This window comes from Trueperaceae bacterium (assembly GCA_036381035.1).
Classification (GTDB): Bacteria; Deinococcota; Deinococci; order Deinococcales; family Trueperaceae; genus DASRWD01.
Genome location: DASVDQ010000005.1, coordinates 19,455 through 41,457, shown reverse-complemented (window position 1 = coordinate 41,457; position 22,003 = coordinate 19,455). Strand labels below are relative to the sequence as shown.

General features: G+C 71.2%; 15 protein-coding genes, 1 tRNA gene and 2 rRNA genes. 14 read left to right on the top strand and 4 right to left on the bottom strand.

The window, feature by feature from the left end; all coding sequences use genetic code 11:
* Positions 1-42 precede the first annotated feature (42 nt).
* Entirely contained in the window at positions 43-498 is a 456-nt protein-coding gene (locus VF202_00655; protein HEX7038602.1) for an OsmC family protein, read from the top strand.
* A 108-nt stretch (positions 499-606) separates the two neighbouring features.
* On the opposite strand, the gene VF202_00650 is transcribed toward VF202_00655, so the two are convergent.
* Positions 607-858, bottom strand: coding sequence for a hypothetical protein (locus VF202_00650; GenBank protein ID HEX7038601.1), 252 nt, complete (start codon positions 856-858; stop codon positions 607-609).
* Positions 859-1,257 (bottom strand): methylglyoxal synthase, encoded by a 399-nt coding sequence (locus VF202_00645; protein HEX7038600.1) that lies wholly within the window; start codon positions 1,255-1,257, stop codon positions 859-861. It abuts the gene before it with no gap.
* 73 nt (positions 1,258-1,330) lie between these two features.
* Here VF202_00645 and VF202_00640 point away from each other — a divergent pair, with 73 nt between their 5' ends.
* The 5 genes from VF202_00640 (at position 1,331) to VF202_00620 (ending at position 8,698) form a co-directional block, all read left to right on the top strand.
* Positions 1,331-2,884, top strand: a complete 1,554-nt coding sequence (locus tag VF202_00640; GenBank protein HEX7038599.1) for a potassium/proton antiporter — start codon at positions 1,331-1,333, stop codon at positions 2,882-2,884.
* Positions 2,885-3,135: 251 nt separating this feature from the next.
* Positions 3,136-6,637: ribosomal RNA gene (locus tag VF202_00635) — 23S ribosomal RNA — on the top strand.
* A gap of 72 nt (positions 6,638-6,709) precedes the next feature.
* A 5S ribosomal RNA gene (gene rrf / locus VF202_00630) occupies positions 6,710-6,826 on the top strand.
* A gap of 55 nt (positions 6,827-6,881) precedes the next feature.
* Positions 6,882-6,957 (top strand) — tRNA-Gly (locus VF202_00625).
* 340 nt (positions 6,958-7,297) lie between these two features.
* Entirely contained in the window at positions 7,298-8,698 is a 1,401-nt protein-coding gene (locus VF202_00620) for a hypothetical protein (protein ID HEX7038598.1), read from the top strand.
* 56 nt (positions 8,699-8,754) lie between these two features.
* On the opposite strand, the gene VF202_00615 is transcribed toward VF202_00620, so the two are convergent.
* The gene (locus VF202_00615) at positions 8,755-8,982 is read right to left on the bottom strand and encodes a hypothetical protein (GenBank protein HEX7038597.1); all 228 of its coding nucleotides are present in this window, start codon (positions 8,980-8,982) and stop codon (positions 8,755-8,757) included.
* A 305-nt stretch (positions 8,983-9,287) separates the two neighbouring features.
* On the opposite strand from VF202_00615, the gene VF202_00610 reads away from it, so the two are divergent.
* The 8 genes from VF202_00610 (at position 9,288) to VF202_00575 (ending at position 20,059) form a co-directional block, all read left to right on the top strand.
* Positions 9,288-12,581 carry an AAA family ATPase gene (locus VF202_00610; protein HEX7038596.1) on the top strand — a complete coding sequence of 1,098 codons (3,294 nt, stop codon included), beginning with the start codon at positions 9,288-9,290 and terminating at the stop codon, positions 12,579-12,581.
* Positions 12,578-14,242 carry an FAD-dependent oxidoreductase gene (locus tag VF202_00605; GenBank protein HEX7038595.1) on the top strand — a complete coding sequence of 555 codons (1,665 nt, stop codon included), beginning with the start codon at positions 12,578-12,580 and terminating at the stop codon, positions 14,240-14,242. Before VF202_00610 ends, VF202_00605 begins: the two co-directional genes overlap by 4 nt.
* A complete protein-coding gene (locus VF202_00600) occupies positions 14,239-15,774 on the top strand; it encodes an ATP-binding protein (GenBank protein HEX7038594.1) in 1,536 nt (511 codons plus the stop codon). Before VF202_00605 ends, VF202_00600 begins: the two co-directional genes overlap by 4 nt.
* Positions 15,775-15,782: 8 nt before the next feature.
* Positions 15,783-16,847 carry an ABC transporter substrate-binding protein gene (locus VF202_00595; GenBank protein ID HEX7038593.1) on the top strand — a complete coding sequence of 355 codons (1,065 nt, stop codon included), beginning with the start codon at positions 15,783-15,785 and terminating at the stop codon, positions 16,845-16,847.
* 3 nt (positions 16,848-16,850) lie between these two features.
* A complete protein-coding gene (locus tag VF202_00590) occupies positions 16,851-17,729 on the top strand; it encodes an ABC transporter permease subunit (GenBank protein HEX7038592.1) in 879 nt (292 codons plus the stop codon).
* 170 nt (positions 17,730-17,899) lie between these two features.
* A complete protein-coding gene (gene msrP / locus VF202_00585) occupies positions 17,900-18,838 on the top strand; it encodes a protein-methionine-sulfoxide reductase catalytic subunit MsrP (GenBank protein ID HEX7038591.1) in 939 nt (312 codons plus the stop codon).
* Positions 18,838-19,488, top strand: a complete 651-nt coding sequence (locus VF202_00580) for a protein-methionine-sulfoxide reductase heme-binding subunit MsrQ (GenBank protein HEX7038590.1) — start codon at positions 18,838-18,840, stop codon at positions 19,486-19,488. Before msrP ends, VF202_00580 begins: the two co-directional genes overlap by 1 nt.
* 10 nt (positions 19,489-19,498) lie before the next feature.
* On the top strand, positions 19,499-20,059 hold the full coding sequence (locus VF202_00575) for an NUDIX domain-containing protein (GenBank protein HEX7038589.1): 561 nt from the start codon (positions 19,499-19,501) through the stop codon (positions 20,057-20,059).
* 11 nt (positions 20,060-20,070) lie between these two features.
* Here the strand turns inward: VF202_00575 and VF202_00570 are convergent, their stop codons facing one another.
* Positions 20,071-21,906, bottom strand: a complete 1,836-nt coding sequence (locus VF202_00570) for a lytic transglycosylase domain-containing protein (GenBank protein HEX7038588.1) — start codon at positions 21,904-21,906, stop codon at positions 20,071-20,073.
* Positions 21,907-22,003: the final 97 nt, after the last annotated feature.

Below are 22,003 nucleotides of genomic sequence, written 5' to 3'. Positions count from 1 at the left end.
CCGGGCGAGTCTACGGTCGGAGGGCGAGGGTAGGCTGGCCGCATGGCCAAGACGCTGACCACCACCCTCTACGGCCTCGGAGGGCTGCGCTTCATGGGCGAGACGCCCGACGGCCAGCGGGTGATGATCGACAACGAGAAGGTCGCGCGCACCGGCATGAGCCCCATGCAGCTCGTCCTCAACGCCGTGGGCGCCTGCGCGGCGATGGACGTGAGCCACATGCTCGCGAAGCGGCGGCTGCAGGTGCGGAGCTACACGGTGGAGCTGGTCGGCGAACGCGTCGACGACGTGCCCTCGCCGTTCACGAAGATCAGGGCTCGCCACGTGCTCGACGCCCCCGGGCTGACCCGCGAGCAGGCCGAGCGGCTCGTCGACCTGGCGACGAACAAGTACTGCTCGGTGGGCGCGAGCCTGAAGGCCGAGCTGGAGTTCGAGGTCGTCCTGCTGCACGACGAGAAGGCCGCCGCGCCGGCGGCCAGCCCCGAGCCGGCCGGCTGAGCCCCGCCCTCACGCGCGCTCGGGGACGCGCTGCGACCCGAGCTTACGGGCGCGGCGCCCTGAGCGACGCCGGAACTGCCTGCCGAGCCGCCTGCCCCGGGCGTCCCCTCAGGCCTGCAGGGGGCCGGGCGCGCCGCGGGGGTTGGGCCCGTCGGCGCCGCTCTGGGCCGCGGCGAAGCCGGTCTGCAGGCCCATGAGGTAGCCGAGCTTCAGCATGAACAGCAGGGTCTCGGTGTCGCCCTTCCGCGCGAGCTCGTCGACGTACTCGTGCGTGCCATCGGGGAGCGCCACGGCGTCGATGTGCTCCTGGTAGCGCCCCTTCATCTCGCGGAGGAACGCCTCGATCATCTGCTTGCTCACCTACTTCGCCTCCTCCAGGCGCTCCTCGAGCAGCGCCACGACGGCCTGGGCGGTGCCGAGGTTCGTCGCCAACGGCACCTGGTGGACGTCGCAGATGCGCAGGAGCGCCGAGACGTCCGGTTCGTGCGGCTGGGCGGTGAGGGGGTCGCGGAAGAAGATCACGGCCTCCACCTCGCCCTGGGCGACGCGCGCGCCCACCTGGAGGTCGCCGCCGTCCGGTCCCGACAGGAGCCGCTCGACCTCGAGCGGCGTCTTCTCGTTGAGCACCTTGCCCGTCGTGCCGGTCGCGATCAGCCTGTAGCGCGACAAGACCTCGGCGTGGTCGCGGGCGAACATGGCGAGGTCGAGCTTCATGCGGTCGTGGGCGATGAGCGCGACGGTCCTGCCGCCTGACTCCATGGGCTAAAGCGTAACGGTTCGCGGGCCCCGAGCGGCGTCGGGGCGCTGCCGGGGCCGCTGCTAGAATCGCGTTGTGGACGTAGGCATCGCGGTCTTCTGCCTGCTGGCGATAGCGGCCATCGCCAGCACCCGCTTCTCGGCGAGGTTCGGGGTGCCTGCCCTCGTCCTGTTCGTGGCCCTGGGCGTCTTCGCCGGCAGCAGCGGACCGCTGGGCATCGACTTCTCCGACTACGCGCTCGCCTACGACATCGGCCTCATCGCGCTGGCCGTGATCCTCTTCTCCGGCGGGATCGAGACGAAGCTGCGGCTGTTCCAGGTCGCGATCGTGCCCTCTGGCATGCTCGCCACGGTGGGCACGCTCATCAACATGGCCGTCATCGGCCTCGCGGCCTCGTGGCTGACGCAGCTCGACCTGCGGACCAGCCTGCTGCTCGGCGCCGTGCTGGCCTCCACCGACGCCGCCGCGATCTTCTCGTCGATAAGGGGGCGCGGCCTGCCCTCGCGCCTGCGCGGGATCGTCGAGACCGAGTCGGGCACCAACGACCCGCTGGCGCTGCTCATGACCCTGGCCTTCGCCCAGACGATCACGACGGGTGAGTTCGACGTGCCAGGGCTCGTCGTCAGGGTCGTCACCCAGCTGGCCATGGGCGCGGTGGCCGGCATCGTGCTGGCGCGCCTGCTGGTGTGGCTGATCAACCACCTGCGGCTCGAGGCCTACGGGCTCTACCCGATACTCGCGCTCTCCGGCGGCCTGCTCATCTACGCCCTCACCAACATCGTGGGCGGCAACGGCTTCCTCGCCGCCTACTGCGCCGGCCTCGTCGTGGGCAACGCCAGGCTGGCCCACAGGCACTCGATCGCCACCTTCACCGAGGCTCTGGCCTGGGGCAGCCAGATCCTCATGTTCATGGTGCTGGGCCTGCTCGTCTTCCCGGAGCGGCTGCTGCCGGCCCTCGGGGTCTCGCTGGCCGTGACGGCCGTCGTGCTCTTCGCCGCGCGGCCGCTGGCGGTGTTCGGCACGCTGGGCCTGCTGCGCGGCCTGTCGCTGGGGCGCTACACGTTCTCCGTCGCCGAGCGCACGATGCTCTCCTGGGCGGGCCTCAAGGGGGCGGTGCCCATCATCCTGGCGATCATCCCGCTGCGCTTCGGCGTGCCCGGCGCCGAGTTCATCTTCAACGTCGTCTTCGTCGTCGTGATCGTCGGCACGGTGATCCAGGGCTTCACCCTCGGCCCGCTCGCGCAGCGCCTGGGCCTGGCCGTCGAGGAGCCGCCGCGCAGCCCGCTGCGCCTCGAGCTCGGGGGCGACGCGCCCATCGGGGCGACGGTCACGGACGTGTTCATAGCTGAGGACAGCCGGGCCGTCGGCGCCCGCATCGCGGACCTCGAGCTGCCCGGCGACGTCGTGATCGCGGCCGTCCTGCGCGAGGGCCAGCTCGTGACGCCGCGCGGGAGCACCGTCTTCCGGGCGGGGGACCACGTGTACCTGATCTCCGACCACCCCGACGCCCCCACGCCCCCGGCCTTCCTGCCCCGGCGCCTGGCGACCAGGGAGACGCCCGAGGACGAGGCCGCCGAGGTGGGCGTCGCGCCCGCCCAGGAGGGCGGAGCGTCCGTATCCCAGGCTTGACACGGCCAAGCGCGAAGGTGTACTCTTTTCTTTGCCGCTCAAAAAGCGGCGAGATCTTTGACAGGCGAATAGAAGGCAAGAGCATCAGCGCTCGATCGCGAGTTCGTCCCGTCTGGGACGGCACGATCGAGGACGCGATGGGGTAAGGCATTACCCAACCGAGTCGAAGAGCGAGCGGCCTGCGGGCCGCGAGCCAGGAAGACTCGCGTCGCGTGTCTGCTCTACATTCAACCCATCCAACCAAAGAAGTGGGTCAAGTTACTAAGGGCACACGGTGGATGCCTTGGCAGCCGAACCGATGAAGGACGTGGCTACCTGCGATAAGCCTCGGGGAGCTGGAAGCAAGCTTTGATCCGGGGATCTCCGAATGGGGAAACCCAGTGGGGCGAACCCCCACTACCCACAGCTGAATACATAGGCTGTGAGGAGGGAACCCAGGGAACTGAAACATCTAAGTACCTGGAGGAAAAGAAAGAAAACTCGATTCCCCCAGTAGCGGCGAGCGAAAAGGGAACAGCCCAAACCGGTCCCTACGGGGACCGGGGTTGTAGGACCGGCAACGTGGACTCGAGCGTCTAGTCGAAGCGCACTGGAAAGGCGCGCCAGAGACGGTGACAGCCCGGTAGACGAAAGGCGCGGAAGCCTAGCCGGCACCTGAGTAGCGCGAGTCACGTGGAACCTCGCGTGAATCCACGGGGACCACCCCGTAAGGCTAAATATTCCGGCTGACCGATAGTGAACCAGTACCGTGAGGGAAAGGTGAAAAGCACCCCGTGAGGGGAGTGAAATAGTACCTGAAACCGTGTGCTTACAAGCAGTCACAGCCCTATGCCCGTCTTCGGACGGGAACGGGTGGTGGCGTGCCTCTTGAAGCATGATCCTGCGACTTACTGGCAGTGCCGAGTTTAAGCCGTTAGGCGGAGGCGCAGCGAAAGCGAGTCTGAACAGGGCGTTCAGGCGCTGTCAGTAGACCCGAAACCGGATGAGCTTGCCATGGCCAGGCTGAAGCTTCCGTAAAAGGGAGTGGAGGGCCGAACCCGTTGAGGTTGAAAACTCTTGGGATGAGCTGTGGTAAGGAGTGAAAAGCTAACCGAATCCGGAGATAGCTGGTTCTCCCCGAAATAGCTTTAGGGCTAGCCTCGGGGGTTTACCAGCGGCTGTAAAGCACTGATTGGGCTAGGGGGCTCACCAGCTTACCAAACCCTGTCAAACTCTGAAGGCTGCTGGTCCATACCCCGGGAGTCAGTCTACGGGAGCTAACTTTCGTGGACGAGAGGGAAACAACCCAGAGCGCCAGTTAAGGTCCCCAAGTTGTAGCTAAGTGGTTAAGGATGTGGAGACGCTAAGACAGCTAGGAGGTTGGCTTAGAAGCAGCCATCCCTTTAAAGAGTGCGTAACAGCTCACTAGTCGAGTGTCTCTGCGCCGAAGATGATCGGGGCTAAGCTACACACCGAAACTGCGTCAGCGCAGCTTGGCTGCGCTGGGTAGGGGAGCGTTCCGTATGCCGTCGAAGCGGTACCGCAAGGAGCCGTCGAGGTATCGGAAGTGCGAATGCAGGAATGAGTAACGATAAGAAGGGTGAGAATCCCTTCCGCCGAAAGCCCAAGGTTTCCTGAGCAAGGGTCGTCCTCTCAGGGTTAGGCGGGACCTAAGGCGAGGCCGAAAGGCGTAGTCGATGGACAGCAGGTCAATATTCCTGCCCCGCCGTCGTGGAGTGATGGGGTGACGCATTAGGATAGGCCATCCGGAGCTACGGCTATGCCCGGCGGCGTGCGAAGCCTGGAGGGACAGGAAAACCCGCCCTCCGCGTAGGTGACGTACGTCGGGAAGGCCCTACGGGGCTGATAACTGGTCGAATCCATGGTGCCAAGAAAAACCTCTAAACGTCGAAGCGACGGCGCCCGTACCAAAACCGACACAGGTGGGCGAGTGTAAGAGCACTAAGGCGCGCGAGAGAACCCTGGTTAAGGAACTCTGCAAATTGGCCCCGTAACTTCGGGAGAAGGGGTCCCGCGTGTAGGGTTGATCATCCGATCTGCCCGAGGCGGGCACAGTAAACCGGCTCTAGCGACTGTTTACCACAACCACAGCACTCTGCTAACCCGCATAGGGGATGTATAGGGTGTGACACCTGCCCGGTGCTGGAAGGTCAACGGGAGGCGTGCAAGCGCCGAACTGAAGCCCCAGTGAACGGCGGCCGTAACTATAAGTTGACCGTTGTAGTTACGCAAAAAAACTCAGCCATATGCTGGAAACTCCGAGTATCCTCCACTACTCGTCTGGCTTCGCCAGGCAGTGAAAATGTGTGAGGTGCGGACAATCAGCAGGAAAGGCTCCTATGCGCAAGCGTAGGAGAATCCCCAGAGACCACACGCTGAGCTCGCACGAAGCAACCGAAAGCCGCCGCTTCGAAGCGAGATGATATGGTCCGATCTCCATGGCGACATGGAGGGCCGAGAGGCCAGCCGGCAGTAGCCGGCCAACATAGAGAACGGTCCTAAGGTAGGAATAGCTGCCCTCCTCGTCAGCAATGGCGAGGGTTGCATTCGGCTATATGCTGGAAACCCTGAGTATCCACCGGTACTCGCCCGAAAGGGCAGTGAAAATCCGCGTGGTGCAGGCAATCAGCAGGGAAGTCCGCTGCTCGCCAGAGCATGACCCCTCAGAGACCACACGCCGAACATCCACAAAGCTGGATGAAGATATGGTCCCATCTGCATGGCGACATGCAGGGACGGAGGACAAGGCCTCAGTCCACCCAGGAAGTCTGGGCAAGATCGATAAGCGAAATTCCTTGTCAGGTAAGTTCTGACCTGCACGAATGGTGTAACGACTGGAGCGCTGTCTCAACCAGGGACTCGGTGAAATTGAACTGGCCGTATAGATGCGGCCTACCCGCAGCAGGACGAAAAGACCCCGTGGAGCTTTACTACAGCTTGATGCTGACGTTTGGACTGGTCTGTGTAGGATAGGTGGGAGACTGTGAAGCCGGGCCGCTAGGCTCGGTGGAGTCACCGGTGAAATACCACCCTGACTGGTTCGACCGTCTAACCTGCGCCCGTCATCCGGGTGGGGGACAGCGTTAGGTGGGTAGTTTGACTGGGGCGGTCGCCTCCCAAAGAGTAACGGAGGCGCGCAAAGGTTCCCTCAGCACGGTCGGAAATCGTGCGTAGAGCGCAAGAGTATAAGGGAGCTTGACTGCGAGACGTACATGTCGAGCAGGGACGAAAGTCGGCTCTAGTGAACCGGTGGTACCTCGTGGAAGGGCCATCGATCAACGGATAAAAGTTACCCCGGGGATAACAGGCTGATACCGCCCGAGCGTTCACAGCGGCGGCGGTGTTTGGCACCTCGATGTCGGCTCGTCATATCCTGGGGCTGAAGAAGGTCCCAAGGGTCCGGCTGTTCGCCGGTTAAAATGGCACGCGAGCTGGGTTCAGAACGTCGTGAGACAGTTCGGTCTCTATCCGCTGTGGGCGTAGGAAAGCTGAGGAGAGCTGCTCCTAGTACGAGAGGACCGGAGTGGACGCACCTCTAGTTTCTTAGTTGTCGACCAACGGCACATGCTAAGTAGCTACGTGCGGAACGGATAAGCGCTGAAAGCATCTAAGCGCGAAGCCGACTCCAAGATGAGCTTTCCCATCCCCTCGTGGGAGTAAGACCCCCGGAAGACCACCGGGTTGATAGGCTGGGAGTGTAAGCGCGGTGACGCGTTCAGCTGACCAGTACTAATCGGTCGAGGACTTGACCACTTCTCGGACTCATCCCGAGAGCAGACGCTGCTGCTGACTGCCTTCTATTCCCGCCTGTCACAATCTTTCCCTCTTCGTGCTCGTAGCGGCGTGGACCCACCCGATCCCATTCCGAACTCGGAAGTTAAGCACGCCAGCGCCGATGGTAGTTGGGGGGCGACCCCCTGCGAGAGTAGGTCAGTGCGAGGAGGTTTATCTTTATCAGGCGCGGCCTGGGCCCCAGGCCCTGCCGCGCCTGCTGCTAGCGGGAGTAGCTCAGCTGGTAGAGCACTACCTTGCCAAGGTAGATGTCGCGAGTTCGAGTCTCGTCTCCCGCTCCACTTCCGGGGCCCCGCCGAGCGCGGGGCCCCGCGTCGTATGGGTCCCGACCATGCCGGCGGGGACCCGCGGGGGCGCGTGTGCTCGCCTCGGCCCGCTGCGGCGTCGCGGCCAGCCGGCCGCGGCTCGTGCCTCGCGACGGAGCCCTCGGTTCATGGACCCGCCCGGCCGAACGTACGGCGGTACTACTCTCTGCCCATGCATGCTCGGGCCCGGGGGCGTCCGTCTCCGGCGCTGTGGGCGTCGCCGCGTCGGCCGCGGCGGCGGTGGGCGCCGCGTACCGGGGCGCGAAGCGGCGCGCCGCGGACAGCGGCGCCGCTGAGCACGACGCTGCTGAGCGCCGTGCTGGTGTCCGCCGCGCCGCTGCTGGCCCTGGCCGCGCCGCTGCTCGGCGGCTGGGCCGCGGCGGGGGCGCCAGGTGGTCCCGCGGGCGGCGCGCCGGCGCCCGCCGGACGCGACACGTCGGGGCTGATCGCCTTCGTGAACGACGAGGGCCAGGTCGCCGTCGTGGACCCCGCCACCCTCGAGGTCACGGCCTACGGCGCGGGCCCCAGGCAGGCGATCTTCCCGGCCTGGTCGAGCGACGGCACGAAGGTCGCGGCGGTCGTGGCCGCGCTGGGCGGTTCGTGGGTCGAGGTCGTCGACGTCAGCCGCGGCGGCGACCCCGTGGTCGTGCTCTCGGCGCCGGACCGCAACCCGATCTACCTCAACTGGTCGCCAGACGACAGGTACCTGGCCGTGCTCTCGAGCACGCCCGGCGAGGACCTGGCCCTGGACATCGTCGACGTGGCGCGGGCGCTCGCGGGCGACCGCGAGGCGGCGCGGACCGCGCTGGAGCAGGGGCAGCCGTTCTACTGGGTGTGGTCCCCGACCGGGCGCTCGGTGCTGGTGCACCGCGACGTGCTGCGGGAGAGCGCGCTGGTGGGGATGAGCCCCATCGACTCGTTCGCCGTGGCGTCGCCGCTGCCGGCGCCGGGCGCCTTCCAGTCGCCCGCCATCTCCGACTCGGGGCGGTACGTCGCGTACGCCAGGCACGATCTCGGCGGCGACCGCGTCGTCGTCCTCGCCAACCCGGAGCGCGGGCCCGCCGGCGCCCCCGTCGCCGAGCTGGCCCACGAGGGGCTGGTGGCGTTCGCGTGGCGGCCGGGGCACGACCACCTGAGCGTCCAGGGGGCCACGACCCCCGGCTACTTCGCCGGGCCGGTGGTGCTGATCGAGGTGCCGGACGGCGAGGCGCGCGTCCTCAGCTCCGACGTGGTGGTCGGCTCGTTCTGGTCGCCCGACGGACGCTGGCTGGCGACGCTGAGCCTCGAGGAGGACGGCGGTGGCGGCCGGGTCGCCGACGCGCCGGCCGGCTCGGTCCCCGGCGCGCCGCCGGGCCTGACGTCCGCCGCGCCGAGCGGCGGGCTCGCCACCGCGTACGCGAGCGAGGCCGCCGCCGCCCCGGGCGGCCTCGCCCACGTCCAGGCGCGGGTGCCGCTGCTGACCGTGAAGTTCGTCGACGCTGAAGCCGGCGACGTGGTCAACGCGGGTGAGTTCCTGCTGTCGCGGGCGTTCCTGACCCAGTACCTGCCGTTCTTCGACCAGTACTCGCGCTCCCACAGCCTGTGGTCGCCGGACTCGAGCGCGCTGGTGCTGCCCGTCGTCGGGCCGGAGGGCCGCGTCGAGCTCGTCGCCGTACGCGTCGACGGCGGCTCCTCCGAGGTCGTCGCGGGCGACATGCCGGCGTGGAACCTGCGCTAGCCGGCGGCTCGTCAGCGCCGGCCGTGGCGCCGGGCGCCGCCTGCGGGCCCGGTCGGCTACACCCTCCGCGTAGACGCCCCCACCCCCACCAGCACGAGGCCGGCGACCACGGCCACCCCCGCCGCGATGTCGGGGATCGGCACCGAGCGCTGCTGCTCGGCCTCCACCTCGACAGGTCCGACGTCGAGCACCGTCCGCTCCTCCGTGAAGGTGATGCGGGGGACGACGAAGCCGGCTATGCCGAGTATCACCAGGATCACGCCAATGGTCACGAGGCTGCGCATGCGAGGACCTCCGGTGGCGGCGCAGCGGCGCGGGCGCCCGCGGCCCTCGCCCGGCTCCCCCGCGTCACGCTCGTCGCGTCGGCGCAGGGTAGGGCCGGGCCCGATGGCCTGAGTGAGGGACCGATGTGCGCGGGTCAGGGCGCTTCCGGGAGCGCGGATTGTAAGCTGCAGCCCATTGACGGTGGGGCAGCGGACCTACTCTCAGTTGCTCGACTAACGCTGCGGGGCACCCTGCCTCGGTGGGGGCGGCGCGATCCGGCGGACCGCGCCGGGGCAGAGGCGGGCCCAGGGACGGGAGGCCGGCCATGAACTGTCCAGTCTGCGGGCATGCGAACGCCGAGGGCTCGCGCTTCTGCTCGAACTGCGGCACGCGCCTCCAGGAGGTCCCGGCGGCCGAGGGCGAGCGGAAGCTCGTGAGCGTCCTGTTCGCCGACGTCGCCGGGTCGACCGAGCTGACCCAGCGACTCGGGGCAGAGGGTTGGGCCGAGGTGATGAACGGGGCGTTCTCGGTGATGAACGAGGCCGTCGCCTACTACGGCGGCACCGTCGGCCGGCTCATGGGCGACGGCATCCTCGCCTTCTTCGGCGTCCCCAGCGCGCACGAGGACGACCCCGAGCGCGCGGTCCTGGCGGCGCTGCGGATCCGCGACGCGGCCGCAGAGTACGGCGAGAGCGTGCTCGGCCGCCTGGGCGGCGGGGACGCCGCCGACGCGCGCCCCTTCGCCGTCAGGGTCGGCGTGAGCACGGGCCAGTCGGTGCTCACGACGGTCGGCGACGACGTCAGGGCCGAGTTCACGGCGATGGGCGAGACGGCGAACCTGGCGGCGCGCCTCCAGGCGATGGCGGAGCCGGGCACCGTCCTCATCGCGCACGACACCTTCGAGCTCGTGCGGCACGCGTTCGAGACCGTGCCGCTGGGGGCCCGCCCCGTCAAGGGCCTGCGCGACCCCGTGAAGGTCTACGAGGTCGTCGACCCCATCCCCGGCGGCGCGCGCCGCCGGGGCATCGAGGGCCTCGTGGCGCCGATCGTCGGCCGCGACAGGGAGCTGGGCGAGCTGAGGGACCGCGTGTCGCGCCTGGCCCGGGGCGAGGGGAGCTTCGTCACCGTGGTCGGCGAGGCCGGGCTGGGCAAGTCCCGGCTGGTGGCGGAGCTGCGCGCTCGCGCGCACCGCGACCTGCGGCGCGGCGGGGGCGACCTCGCCTGGTACGAGGGCCGCGCGCTCTCCTACGCGCAGGCCGTGCCGTACTTCCCGCTGCGGGGCGCGATCCTCGCGACCCTGGGCGCGTCGCAGTCCGATCCGCCCGACGTGGTGCGGGAGCGCCTGTCCGCCGTGGCGGGCGCCGGCGACTGGGACGGGCGCAGGCACGAGCCCTACCTGCAGCTCCTGATGGCCGTGGAGGACGACCAGGCGGCGGCGGCCACCGCCGGCCTCGACGGCGGCGTGCTCGAGAGCCGCATCACCGGGGCCGTGGCCGCCCTGCTCGGGCGCCTGGCCTCGCGCCCCACGGTGCTGGTCTTCGAGGACCTGCACTGGGCCGACCCCGCCACGGTCGAGGCCCTGACCGAGCTCGCCGGCCTGACCCGCGAGCTGCCCCTGCTGACGATCGCCCTGATGCGCCCGGACCGGGGCGCCCCCAGCCGCTCCCTGCCCGGCGCCGTGGCCGAGCAGCTGGGCGAGCGCGCGCTGCGCCTCGACCTCGCCCCGCTCGACGGACGGCACTCGCGCGACCTCCTCGTGCAGCTGCTGGGCGGCGGCGAGCTGCCCGCCCCGCTCGAGAGGGTCCTGGAGCGCTCCGACGGCAACCCGTTCTACCTCGAGGAGGTCCTGAGGTCGCTCATCGACTCCGGCCACCTCGTCAAGCAGGCCGAGCGCTGGGTCGTCACCGGCGACCTCTCGGAGGTCGACATACCCGAGACGCTCTTCGGCGTGCTCAGCGCCCGCATCGACCGCCTGCCGGAGCAGACGCGGCGCGTGGCCCAGACCGCGGCGGTGATAGGCCGCAGCTTCGAGCGGCGCGTCCTCGGCACGGTCCTGATGCAGGACTCGATCCCCTGGCGCGTGGGGGACGTGAGCCCCCACCTCATGACGCTCACCGACGAGGAGCTGGTGCGCGAGCTCCAGCCCGACGAGGAGTACGCCTTCAAGCACGTCCTCACGCAGGAGGCCGCCTACGACAGGCTCCTGACCAAGCGGCGCATCGAGCTCCACCGCCTCGTCGCCAAGGTGCTGGAGCGGCTCCACGAGGGACGCATCGACGAGGTGGCGGCCGCGCTGGCCAGCCACTACGAGCGCGCCGAGGAGTGGGTCGCGTTCGCCGAGCACGCCGGACGCGCCGCCGACCGCGCGAGGCGGCTCAACGCCCTCGACCAGGCCGTCGACCTCAACCAGCGCGCCCTCGCCGCCCTCGAGCGCGTGGCGCCGCAGGCCAGGGACGAGGCCTGGCGCAGGGCGTTGGCCAAGACCCTGATCGCGCTCACCGACACCGAGCTGCTGCTCCGGCGGCACGAGGACCCCGAGCTGCGCTGGGGCATGGCCGAGCGCTCGCGCCGCGCCGTGGAGCTGGCCAGGGAGCTGGGCGAGGAGAGGATGCTCGTCAAGGCCCTGGTGCTGCACGCGAACGTGTTCATCCTCTCGGGCCACCCCACGCAGGGCTTCGACGTGCTCACCGAGGCGCAGGACCTGGCCGCACGGCTCGGCGACGACCACCTCTTCCTCCTGCCGTTCTGGGCCTCCACCGAGCTGCTCGTCGGCGACGACCCCGAGACCGCCGCGCGGCGGTTCGGGGAGGTAGCGGAGCTTGCCCGTGCCGTGGGCGACAAGGCCGTGATGTCGCACGCGCTGGGCTCGCAGGCCCTCGCCCTCGCCCGGCTGGGGCGCTTCGACGAGGCCTACGCGATCCTCCCCAAGGCGCTGGCGGCGGCGTACGCCTCCGGCTCCACGATCAAGGAGGCCGACGTCGCGATGCTCGTGGGCAACGCCCTGAGGGAGATGGGGGACCTGGAGACCGCGATGAGGTTCATCGTCTACGGACGCGACAAGGCCCTCGGCATCCAAGGGCGCGAGTGCGCGGCCAACGGCCTGTGGCTCTCCGGCCTCGGCGAGATGACGCGCCGCCAGCTACAGGTGGCGCTCGAGGACTTCGACAGGGCGCTGAAGGTCGCCGTCGGCACCGCGTGGGAGCCGCACCTCTACGGCGTCGAGGCCTCGCGCGCCGCCTGCCGCTTCCAGGCCGGCGACGTGGGCGCCGTGCCCGACCTCGAGTCGCAGGTCGAGCGCGCCGAGTCGATGCGCGACGCCTTCGGACGCTGGACCGCTGCCCACATGCTGGCCGAGGCGCTGGCCGAGCTCGGGCGCCACGAGGAGGCGCTCCCCCACCTCGAGGGAGCTCTCGCCTGGTACCGGGACCGCGGCATGCGCCCGTACGCGGCCCGCGCGCTGCGCGACCTCGCGCGCGTGAAGCGGGCGCTGGGCCGCGACGCCGAGGCCGCCAGGGCCGAGGACGAGGCGGCGAGCGTGGAGGCCGAGATCCCGTCGGGCCCGTTCGACCTCTCGGTACTCGGCGAGCCGGGGAGGCTGCCGGAGGCGGTAGCCGGGTGAGCGCAGCGGGCTCCGCGTCCAAGCCCCTCATCGTGGCCGTCGACGACGACCCGGCCGTGCTGGCGGCCGTGTCGCGCGACCTGCGCCGCCACTACGGCGAGTCGTACCGCGTCGTGCGCGCCGACTCCGGCCAGCGGGCCCTCGAGCTCGTGCAGGAGGCCAAGCTGCGGGGCGACGCGGTCGCGCTCTTCCTCGTCGACCAGCGCATGCCGCGCATGAGCGGGCTCGAGTTCCTGTCCCAGGCCCGCGAGCTCTACCCCGACGCGCGGCGCGTGCTGCTCACCGCCTACGCCGACACCGAGGCCTCGATAAGGGCGATCAACGAGACGAAGCTGCACTACTACCTGATGAAGCCCTGGGACCCACCCGAGGAGCGCCTCTACCCGGTCCTCGACGACCTGCTCGACGACTGGCGGGCTCGGTGGCAGCCCGCGTTCAGCGGCGTGACGGTCGTGGGACACGCCTTCGCGCCCTCGACGCACGCCCTCAAGGACTTCCTCACGCGCAACCTCGTGCCCTACCGCTGGCTCGACGTCGAGCTCTCGGCCGAGGCCGAGCCGCTCCTCAAGGCCGCGGGGGCGGGACCCGCCGACCTGCCCGTCGTCGTCCTCCCGGACGGCGCGGCGCTGCTGGCGCCGGGGCTGGCCGAGGTGGCGTCGCGCGTCGGGCTCAAGCAGCGCCCCGAGCTGAGGAGCTACGACCTCGTGATCGTGGGCGCGGGCCCGGCCGGCCTGGCGGCGGCCGTCTACGGGGCGTCAGAGGGCCTGTCGACCCTGCTCGTCGAGGCCGAGGCGCCGGGCGGTCAGGCGGGGCTCTCGTCGGCCATCGAGAACTACCTCGGCTTCCCCTCCGGCCTCTCCGGCGCCGACCTGGCGCGGCGGGCCGTCACCCAGGCCCGGCGCTTCGGGGCCGAGATCCTCAACCCCGTACGCGCCACGGGCCTGCGGTTCGAGGACCCGTACCGCATCGTCACGCTCTCCGACGGCGGCGAGGTGGGCGCCAGGGCCGTGCTGGTCGCGACGGGCGTCGCCTACCGGCGCCTCGACGCGCCCGGCGCCGACGAGCTCGCTGGCGCCGGCGTCTACTACGGTGCCGCCGTCACCGAGGCGATGTCCGTGAACGGCCGCCGCGCGTTCGTCGTGGGGGCCGGCAACTCGGCCGGCCAGGCGGCGATGTACCTCTCGCGCTTCGCGGAGGAGGTGGTGATGATCGTGCGCGGCAGCGGGCTCGGCGCCAGCATGTCCAGCTACCTGATCGCGCAGCTCCAGGCCAACGAGCGCGTGACCGTGCGGTGCCGCACCGTGGTGGCGCGCCTCGACGGTCAGGGGCGCCTGGAGCGCGTCGTGCTGAGGGACCTCGATTCGGGGCGCGAGGCCGACGAGGAGGCGGCGGCCGTGTTCGTGTTCATCGGCGCCACGCCGCACACCGAGTGGCTGCCCGCCGAGGTAGCCCGCGACCCGCAGGGCTACGTGCTCGCCGGCGAGGACCTGGGGACCTCGGGCGGGCCGGGCGGGCGCGAGCGCGGCTGGCTCGAGACGAGCGTGCCCGGCGTGTTCGTCGCCGGCGACGTCAGGTACCGGTCCGTGAAGCGCATCGCGTCGGCCGTGGGCGAGGGTGCGATGGCCGTGCAGGCGGTCCACCGCTACCTCGCGGGGCCATGAGCACGCAGCGCGGCGGCGCGGCGCGTGGCGGGGGCGGCGACGCCGCCTCGGAGGACGCCGTGGGCCCAGGTGCCCGGTCGAAGCACCCGATGGGCAGCGACGAGGCCACGCGCCGCGACTACCTGAGGCGCGTGCCGCTGTTCGCCGCCCTCGACGACGACCACCTCGGCGACCTGCTGGCGAGGGCCGACGAGATCGAGGTCCCCGCCGGCCACGTCCTGTTCCGCGAGGGCGACGAGGGCGACAACCTCTACGTGGTGCTCACGGGCGAGCTCGTGATCTCGAAGCGCGTCAGGGAGGTCGACGACCCGATCGCCTACCGCGGTCCGGGCGAGGTCGTGGGCGAGATGGCGTTGGTGAACGGCAGGCCGCGCACCGCGACCGTCAGGGCCGACGTCGACTCGCGCCTGCTGCGCCTCGGCCAGAAGGCCTTCAGGGACCTGCTCGGCAGCTCGCCGGAGGCCGCCGCGGCGATCGTCGGCTGCATGGCCACCCGCATCGAGGAGGACCAGGCGAACCGCGCGCGCGAGGAGCGGCTCGTGGCCCTCGGCACGATGGCGGCCGGCCTCGCCCACGAGCTGAACAACCCGGCGTCGGCGCTGGCGCGGGCCACCGCCTCGCTGGCCGCCGCCCACGAGGCGCGCGACGCGGCGGCCGTGGACCTGTTCGCGCGCGACCTGGGCCCCGGCGAGCGCGAGGCCGTGCTCCGCCTCGGCGCGCTGGCGAAGGAGCGCGCCGCGAGCGCGCCGCACGGGCCGGGCCACCTGCCCGACCCCGCCGACGAGGACGAGCTCAGCGACCACCTGGAGGCGCTGGGGCTCGAGGCGCCGTGGGAGGCCGCGCCCGCCTTGCTGCAGGCCGGCTGGACGCTTCCCGCCCTCGACGAGGTGCTGGCCGAGTTCGCGCCGCCCGACCGCGCCGCGGCCGCGCGCTGGCTCGCCGCCGACGCCGTCGCGCGCGGCCTCCTGGCCGAGATCGACCTGGCCGCCAAGGCCATCGTCGAGCAGGTGCGGGCCGTGAAGGTCTCGAGCCACATGGACAGGGCCGCCTTCGACGTCATCGACGTGCACGAGGGCCTGGAGAGCGCCCTCGTGATGGTCAAGCGCAAGCTGGGCCCCGGCGTGACGGTCGTGCGCGACTACGGCGCGGACCTGCCGCGCATCGAGGCGTACCCCGGCGAGTTGAACCAGGTGTGGACGAACCTCATCGACAACGCCCTCGACGCCATGGGGGGCGCGGGCACGCTGACCCTGCGCACGCGGTCGGGCGAGGGCCAGGTCACCGTGGAGGTCGGGGACACCGGACCGGGGATCCCGCCCGACGTGATGCCGCGCCTGTTCCAGCCCTACTTCACGACCAAGGGCGTCGGCGAGGGCACAGGACTCGGACTGCCGCTCGCGCGCAAGACCGTCGAGCAGAGGCACGGCGGGCGCATCACCGTGAGGTCGCGGCCGGGCGCTACCGTGTTCAGGGTCACGTTGCCCACCGTCCACCGTCGGCACGAGCCGGAGAGGAGCGCGGAGGGCGCCTAGGGAGGTCCATGCCGAGGCTCCAGCGACTCCTCTTCCCCCTTCTCGCCGCCTGCCTGCTCGCCGCCGCCTCGGGGCCGGCGGACGCCCAGGAGCGGGCGCCCGACTGCGGCGGCCTGGGCCGCCCCATCGTCTTCGGCGACCTCGACTGGGAGAGCGCCCAGGTGGCGAACTGGGTCGCCAGGCTCGTGCTCGAGGCCGGGTTCGGCTGCGAGACCGACGCGATCCCCGGGACCGTCGTGCCCATCTACCAGGGCGCCGTGCGCGGCGACGTCGACGTGATCATGGAGGTGTGGACCGACAACGTCCCCGCCCTGTGGACCGAGGCCGTGGCCGCCGGGGTCGTCGAGGAGGTGGGCATAGCCTTCGAGGACGCGGTGCAGGGCTGGTTCGTGCCCCGCTACCTCGTCGAGGGCGACCCGGACAGGGGCATCGAGGCCGCGGCGCCGGGGCTGCGCAGCGTCTTCGACCTCGAGGAGTACAAGGAGCTCTTCCGCGACCCGGAGGAGCCGGACAAGGGCCGCTTCTACAACTGCGTGATCGGCTGGCAGTGCGAGCTCGTGAACACGGTGAAGCTGCACGCCTACGGCCTCGACGACTCGTTCACGAACTTCCGCTCCGGCACCGGCGTGGCGCTGGCCGCCGAGCTCGAGGGCGCCTACCGGCGCGGCGAACCGTGGGTCGGCTACTACTGGGGCCCCACCTGGGTGCTGGGCGAGCTCGACCTCTACATGCTCGAGGAGCCCCCTTACGACCCCGAGTGCTGGGCCGAGTTCACCGCCCTCGTCGACGCGCCGCAGCGCGCGACGCGGGCCTGCGCCTACCCCGCGTCGCGGGCCGTCGTGGCGCTCGGCTCGCGCTTCAAGGACGAGGCGCCGGAGGGCGTGAGGAGGTTCCTCACCGCCTACCACGGCAGCAGCGCCATGCTCTCGCGCGCCCTCGCCCACATGCACGCCACGGGCGCCGAGCCGCAGGAGGCGGCCAGGCGCTTCCTCGCCACGGAGCCCGAGGTCTGGAGGTCCTGGCTCGACCCGGAGGCCGCCGCGAGGGTCGAGGCGGCGTTCGGCTCGGACTGAGCCGTGGCTAGCCTGGGGCCGTCGTTCCCCAGCGGTTGGCGCGTGCCGCTGCGGGACTGGGCGAACGCCGTCGTGGACCGCCTCGTCACCGACTACTCGGCGACGTTCGCAGGCGTCTCCGACGCCCTGCTCTACCTGCTCGGCGCCCTCGAGCGCGGGCTCCTCGCGCTGCCGTGGTGGCTCGTCACGCTCCTCCTCTCGCTCCTCGTCTGGAACGCGACGCGCCGAGCCCTCGCCGGCGCGCTCGTCGCGGCGAGCCTCGTGCTGGTCGGGTCGTTCGGCCTGTGGCCAGAGACCGTCACGACGCTGGCGCTGATGGCGCTGGCCACGGCGCTGTGCGTCCTCGTGGGCGTGCCGCTCGGCGTGCTCATGAGCCGCAGCGCCCGCTTCAAGGCCGTGCTGCGTCCGGTCCTGGACCTCATGCAGACGCTGCCCAGCTTCGTCTACCTCGTGCCCGTCGTCATGTTCTTCGGCCTCGGCAACGTCTCGGCGCTGTTCGCGACGTTCGTCTACGCCGTGCCGCCCGTGATCCGCCTCACCGACCTCGGGCTGAGGTCGGTCGACAGGTCCCTCGTCGAGGCGGCCGAGACCGCCGGCGCCAGCGAGGCCCAGGTGCTGCGCTACGTGCGCCTGCCGCTGGCCCTGCCCACGGTGGCGGCCGGCGTGAACCAGACGATCATGCTGGCGCTGTCGATGGTCGTGCTGACCTCGATGATCGGGGCGCGCGGCCTCGGCCAGGTGGTGCTGCGCGGGCTGCAGCGCGGCGACGTCGGCCTCGGGCTGGAGGCCGGTCTGGCGATCGTGCTGCTCGCCGTCGTCATGGACCGCGTCACGTCCGGCTACGCCAGGCGCTGGGACGACGGCGCCGAGGAGCGGGGCTAGGTCGGGGCGCGGGCTCGGGGCGGGCCGGACCGCCGTCGCGGGGGGAAGGGGAACACTCGAGCGGGACCGCGGCGCCGCGGGCGCGACAGGGCCCTGCGTCACCGCTCACCGGACGGCGGGCGCCCTCCCGCACTACACTGCTCACTACTCTCGCCCCGAGGAGGTCGGTCGTGTCGGTGCTGAACCGCCTGCTGCAGGTGCCCGAAGAAGAGATCACGCCGGAGGAGCTCTACGTGAGCCGCCGGACGTTCATGAGGGCCGCCGCGGCGCTCGCGGTCGGCACCGCGGCGAGCGCCGCGCTGGGGCAGGGGGCGGGCGACGCCGTCGACGAGCTGATGGGCCTCGGCGACACCGACGAGAGGATCACGGACTACGAGGCCATCACGACCTACAACAACTTCTACGAGTTCGGCTACGACAAGTCGGACCCGTCGCGCCTCAGCGGCGACTTCGTCACCGAGCCGTGGTCCATCACCGTCGAGGGCCTGGCCGAGAACACCGGCACGTTCCCCCTCGAGGAGATCGTCTCGCAGTTCGAGATCGAGAGGCGCGTCTACCGCTTCCGCTGCGTCGAGGGCTGGTCGATGGTGATCCCCTACAACGGCTTCATGCTGCGCGACCTCATCGAGCTGCTGGTCCCGAAGCCGGAGGCCAGGTTCGTGTCGTTCGAGGCCGTCTACAGGCCCGAGCAGATGCCCGGGCAGCGGCGGAACCTCCTGCCGTGGCCCTACGTGGAGGGCCTGCGGCTCGACGAGGCGATGAACCCGCTCACCCTCCTCGCGACCGGCATCTACGACAAGCCGCTGAAGAACGCGAACGGGGCGCCGATACGCCTGGTCGTGCCCTGGAAGTACGGCTTCAAGAGCATCAAGTCGATCGTGAAGATCGGCTTCGTCGCCGAGCAGCCGCCGAACACGTGGAACGTCTACGCCCCCCACGAGTACGGCTTCTACGCGAACGTCAACCCCGACGTCGACCACCCGCGCTGGAGCCAGGCCACCGAGCGCCGCATCGGCGAGTTCCGCCGGCGCCCCACCCTGATGTTCAACGGCTACGGCGAGCTGGTGGCCGACATGTACGAGGGCATGGACCTGGTGCGCAACTTCTGATGCCTGCCGTCGCCGCCGCCCCGCGGGCCGGCGCGCAGGACAAGGCCAGGCGGAAGCGCTGGCAGCGGGCCAGTCACCTGGCGCTGTGGGCGCTCACGCTGACGCCGGCGGCGGTCACGCTGGTCGACGCCCTCACCTGGAACCTCGGGGTCGACCCCATCGAGACGCTCACGCACCGCACGGGCTGGTGGGCGATCCTGCACCTCGTCCTCTCCCTGGCCGTGACGCCGCTGCGGCGCCTCACCGGCTGGCACTGGCTGATCAGGTACCGACGGCAGCTCGGCCTGGGCGCGTTCGTCTACGCCTCGCTGCACCTGGGCGTCTACGCCTTCCTCGACCTCGGCCTCGACTTCTCGATCCTCGCCGAGGACGTGCTCGAGCGCCCGTTCATGACCATCGGCTTCGCGGCTTGGCTGATCCTCCTGGCGCTGGCCATCACCTCCACGAGGGGCTGGATCGTGCGCCTGGGCCGTCGCTGGGCGCTGCTCCACCGGCTCGTCTACGTCGCCGCCGGCCTCGTCTCGCTCCACTTCGTGTGGGGCCGCAAGACCGTCCAGCCCGAGCCGCTCCTGTTCGCGGGCGCGTTCGCGGTGCTGCTGGGCGCGCGCGCCGTCTACGTCCTGCGGCGCCGGCGCGCGCGGGCGTCGTAACCTCGCGGGCATGGCCGAAGGTCTCGAGGTAAGGCTGTCTGGTGCGCCGGACGGACGCGGGCTGCGGGTCGGCGCGGTGCCAGACGAGGCCGCGCTGCGCGAGTTCTCGGCCTCCGCGGCACGGGACGGCAGGCGCCTCGTCGTGGGCGCGATCGTCACCGACGGCGCCGGACGCGTCTTCGTGCAGCGCCGCACGCGGAGCCGCGAGCTGTTCCCCGGCGCCTGGGACATGGTGGGCGGCCACGCCGAGCCGGGCGAGGACGCGCTGGGCGCCCTGCGCCGCGAGGTGCGCGAGGAGACGGGCTGGGAGCTCGCCGCGCTGGGCCCCGTCGTCGAGCTCATCGACTGGGAGGCGGGCGGCGTGCTCCGCCGCGAGGTCGACGTGCTCGTGACCGTGGCGGGCGACCTGGCCGGGCCGGCGCTCGAGGAGGGCAAGCACGACGACTGGCGCTGGCTGGGCCGCGGGGAGACCGCCCTGCTGGGCGAGGGACGCGCGCCGCAGGACGTGTGGCTGCGAGAGGTCGTCGAGCGCGCGTTCGACCTCATCGCGGAGACCGGGTTCGGTAGCTAGGCGCCGGGGGCTCAGTCGGTGTCGGCGACGGCGCCGGTGGCGAGGGCCGGGTAGAGCGTGCGGTAGACGGCGAGGTTCTCGTAGACGCGCTGCAGGTACTCGCGGGTCTCGCCGCGGTCGATCTCGCGGTAGAACTCCGCCTTGTCGCCGGCCACGTAGTCGGCGGTGAAGACCCGGCGCACGTAGCCCTGTCCGCCGTTGTACGACGCGATGGCCAGCTCCACGTCGCCGTCCCAGTAGTCGAGCAGCCACCCCAGGTAGGTGGCGCCGTAACGGATGTTCGCCTCCACGTCGAACGGGTCTCCCGGCGCCTCCTCGCGCAGCTCGGCGATCCAGCCCCAGGTCGAGGGGATCACCTGCATCAGGCCCTGCGCGTTCGCGACGGACACGGCGACCTCGCTGAACGCCGACTCCTGACGCATCACGGCCCAGATCAGCGCCGGCTCGACGCCGGACTCCGCGGCGGCGGCGAGCACGGTCTCCGGCCAGGCCGGCGGGTAGGCCAGGCGCCAGACCCGCAGGTCGCCGACGCCGGCCGCCAGCAGCTCGCGCGCCGCCCGCGCGCTCTGGCGGTACTCGTCCAGGCCCTGCAGCGCCTCGGCCAGGTCGAGGACGGCGGCCACGTCGCCGGCCGCCTCGGCCTCCCGCAGCGCGAAGAGGAGCTCGCCGACAGCCGCCTCGCGGTCGTGCACGGCCATCAGGGCGAAGGCCAGGTCGAGGGCCTCCGCGGCGGCGCTGGGCTCGCCCGCCAGGGCCATGTCGCCGCCGACCGGCACCGCGTCCGCGGCCGGGTCGGGCACCGCGGGCGGGTCGCCGAGCACGAGCGCGAAGAACGAGCCGTAGGGCAGGAGGTCGCGCGCGCGGGAGCGGGCCTGCGCGTCGCCCAGGCGCTCGGCGAGCACGTAGGCGCGGAAGGCCGCGTCGTCGGCGTAGGAGCTGGAGCCGGCGGCCAGCCCGAGGTAGATGGGCAGGGCCTCGGCGTAGCGGTCGCGGGCCTCGAGGATGCCCGTGGCCAGCCACATGGCGTCGGCGCGGCCGCTGGCGACGAGCAGCTCGACGGCGCGGGCGACGTCGCCGGCGCGGTTGGCCAGGAGCCCCAGGCCGTAGAGGTCGCCGCGGGCCTGGAAGGCGGCGCGCGCCTCGTCGTCGCGTCCCAGGTAGAAGAGACACCAGGCCTCGCCAGAGCGGGCGGCGTCCTCGCCCGGCTCCTCGGCCAGCCAGCGTCGGTAGGCCTCCAGCGCCTCCTCGTAGCGCCCCAGGGCCCGCAGCGACGGCGCCTCTATCGACGGCGCCGACAGACCGGCGAGCGTCTCCAGCGCCCTGGTGTGCATGCCGGCGCGCTGGAACGCCGCCGCCAGACGGTAGCGGTCGGGAGCGGTGCGCTCCGCGCCCTCGATCGCCCTGCCCATGGGCAGGGCGGCGGCGTAGGCGGCGAACGCGGCCGCGCCGTCGCCGGCCTCCTCCCACAGCTCGCCGAGCTCGAGGTGCAGCGCGCGCTCCTCGGCGCGCCGCAGGGGGTCCTGGACCCTCAGCTCGAGCGCGCGCTCCAGCGCCGTGGCCCGGACCGCCGCCGGCGCCTCCTCGGCGCGCGCGAGCTCCAGGGCGGCCAGGTACGAGCTGAACGCGTCCCCGTCGAAGGCGAGCTCCTGGAGCCTGGTGAGGTCGCGGTCCGCGCTGGCCTCGCGCAGCGCCAGGTAGGGCGCGAGGCGCGGGTCCTCGAGCGGGTTGAGGACGGTGGGGACGAGCATGGGGTCGCCGGGGCGCGCGTCGCCCTGGCCGTACAGCGCGGCGGCCGCGGCCAGCGCGCAGGTGACGAGGGTGAGGAGGGCCGCGGCGCGGAACGTCATCGAGGCGAGTGTAGATCGGCGCGCGGGCTGCCTGGTGAGCAAGAATGCCCATCCAGCCGCGCGGTTCTCCGGTCGGCAGGACGGCCGGCGGTGCCCG